3 pseudogenes are annotated in these 2,990 nt (G+C 63.6%); all 3 read left to right on the top strand.

Annotated features, from left to right (window positions below):
* Positions 1–1,594: pseudogene (gene istA / locus DT23_RS16835) on the top strand (IS21 family transposase); the annotation flags it as partial.
* Positions 1,591–2,396: pseudogene (gene istB, locus DT23_RS16830) on the top strand (IS21-like element helper ATPase IstB). The pseudogenes istA and istB, both read left to right, overlap by 4 nt.
* 167 nt (positions 2,397–2,563) lie before the next feature.
* A pseudogene (locus tag DT23_RS19235) lies at positions 2,564–2,785 on the top strand (IS6 family transposase); the annotation flags it as partial.
* Positions 2,786–2,990 lie beyond the last annotated feature (205 nt).

The following is a 2,990-nucleotide window of genomic DNA, read 5'->3' as shown; positions in this document are numbered from 1 at the left end:
TCCGGTAAACTCGGGGCGGTTCACTTCGGGATTTCACGCGACAGCGTGCAGAAGATGTTGGCGTATTCAGTTCCGCCAGGCTACCGCCGCAAGGCGCCGATCAAGCGCCCGAAGCTGGATGGTTTTACCGAGATCATCGACGCCTGGCTCGAAGAGGATCGCGGTGTCCCGCGCAAGCAGCGGCACACCGCCAAGCGTGTGTTCGAACGGCTGCGGGAGGAACACGGCTTCACCGGCGGCTACACGATCGTGAAGGATTACATTCGCGAGCATGACCGGCGTGGTCGCGAGATGTTCGTGCCGTTGGCCCATGCGCCGGGGCATGCCCAGGCCGACTTCGGCGAGGCGATGGTCATCATTGATGGCGTCGAGCAGAAGGCGCATTTCTTCGCCTTCGACCTGCCGCACAGCGATGCCTGTTACATCCGGGCCTATCCGGCAGCAACTTCTGAGGCCCGCCCTTACGGCGATGCAAGCATCGCCTACCGGGTAACAGGTCGACGGGCATGTTCACGCGTTCGGCTTCTTCGGTCGGGTGCCGGTGTCGGTGCTCTACGACAACGACAGGTGCCTAGTGGCACAGATCCTACCGGACGGCACCCGCAAGCGGGCCAGGCTGTTCAGCGGGTTCCTGTCACATTACCTGCTCCGTGACCGCTATGGCCGCCCCGGCAAGGGCAATGACAAAGGCAGCGTCGAGGGGCTGGTCGGCTATGCCCGGCGCAACTTCATGGTGCCGGTGCCGCGCTTCCCCTCCTGGGAGGCATTCAACACTTGGTTGGAGGAGCAGTGCCGCAAGCGTCAGGGCGATATCCTGCGCGGCCACACCGAGGCGATCGGCGCGCGCCTTGCCCGGGACCTCGAGGTGATGGCGGAGCTGCCGCCAGCCCCTTTTGATGCCTGCGATCAGGCGAGCGGGCGGGTCACCTCGCAGGCGCCCCCTCTCGGCGATGCAAGGCATCGCCTGCCGGGCAACGGGTGCGTTGCAAGACCAACGACTATTCCGTGCCGGTCGCCTACGGCCATCCGCTGCCCGGCAGCGCATGCCTGCATGCGCGAGAGGGGCGATGTCTGGCTGCGCGGCTATGTCGACGAGGTGGCGATTGGCTGCGGCGGCGATCTCATCGCCCGTCATCTATAACCCGGCAGGTGAATGCAGGCATTCACCGAGAGGGCGCGCAGCTATGAGCACGAGGATGTCGTCTTCGATCCGGTCCACTACCTCCCGCTGATCGAGAAGAAGATCAACGCGCTCGACCAGGCCGCGCCGCTGACGGGCTGGGAGCTGCCAGAGGAATTTGCGACCCTGCGCCGATTGATGGAGGCGCGTATGATCAAGGCAGGTCGGCGCGAGTATGTGCAGGTCTTGCGGCTGCTGGAGACGTTTGAGATGGCCGACCTGCATGCCGCCGTGAAGACGGCCCTGCGTATGGGGGCCATCGGCTTCGACGCCGTCAAGCACCTGGTGCTGTGTCAGGTCGAGAAGCGACCTCCGAAGCTCGATCTCGACGTCTATCCCTACCTGCCGCGGGCCGAGGTCGGAAAGACCTCGGCGGCCAGCTACATGTGCCTGATCTCGGAGGAGGCCCGATGACCGACGCGCCTGACCTCCTGCTCGCCCATCATCTGAAGACGCTGAAGCTGCCGACCTTCCTGAGGGAATACGACAAGCTCGCGCGCCAGTGCGCCGCGGAGGGGCAGGACCACGTTCGCTTCCTGGCCCGGCTGGTGGAGCTCGAACTGATCGACCGCGAACGGCGGATGGTCGAGCGCCGCATCAAGGCGGCGAAGTTCCCGGCAACCAAGAGCCTCGACAGCTTCGACTTCAAGGCGATCCCCAGGCTCAACAAGATGCAGGTGCTGGAACTCGCCCGCGGGGAATGGATCGATCGGCGCGAGAATGTCATCGCCCTCGGCCCGAGCGGCACCGGCAAGACCCATATCGCTCTGGGTCTGGGGCTGGCAGCCTGCCAGAAGGGCCTTTCCGTCGGCTTCACCACCGCCGCCGCATTGGTCCATGAGTTGATGGAGGCCCGCGACGAGCGCCGCCTGCTACGCCTGCAAAAACAGATGGTCGGATACAAGCTCCTGATCATCCCCTCTCGGGCCATTGCTGTGCAATGCCCTGCCGGGCAGTGGACGAACTAGGCTTCGTGCCGCTGAGCAAGACCGGCGCCGAGCTGCTGTTCGAACTGATCTCGCAGCGCTACGAGCGGGGCGCCACCATGATCACCAGCAATCTGCCCTTCGACGAATGGACCGAGACCTTCGGCTCCGAGCGCCTGACCGGCGCTCTGCTCGACCGGCTCACCCACCATGTCCACATCCTCGAGATGAACGGCGACAGCTATCGGCTCGCACAGAGCCGCGCGCGCAAGTCCGCCGACACCGCCTGATCCAGCCGATAAAGGCTTGGCCCTCACGGGCCAAGGCGGCCAGTCAACCGCCAGCTATCTGGGAAGCGCGGCTGACTGGCCGCCGCCTCATGGCGCGCGTCGCGCCCAAACCCGAAGTGGCCGGTTATTGCGCCGCCCAATGGCCGGATTTCACTCCGCCGTTGACAAACAATCGCATTGAAGGATCGCACAGACCAACCCGGAAGCGAGAGAAGATCCAAGGCCGTTTCAAATCAGCCCGGCAGGCCCAGAGGTTTCTGAGCGTCCATGATGAAACCGCCACACTGTTCCGCCCCCGCCGCCACAAGATGACCGCCTCCAAATATCGCCACACCCGGACAGCCGCATTTCGCCGTTGGATCGATTGTGTCGCTGCAATGACGGCTTGATCAAATCCTCACGGGCAAAACTGCGGGCACAGGGACTTAACCTGACAATACCCGCCTCAAGCCGAACAAAAAATTGCAACAGAACCTCGGAAAGCCCTTTAGTCGGGATGATGAAATCTGCAGATCATGGCGAACCGCAACGCGATCAGCCTGGTCTGCGCCAAGCCCTAGCATTGCCCCTAGCTGTTTGATCCCACGGTTTGAT

This window comes from Thioclava indica, assembly GCF_000714545.1.
Lineage (GTDB): Bacteria > Pseudomonadota > Alphaproteobacteria > Rhodobacterales > Rhodobacteraceae > Thioclava > Thioclava indica.
This window is presented reverse-complemented; position numbering and strand designations above follow the sequence as displayed.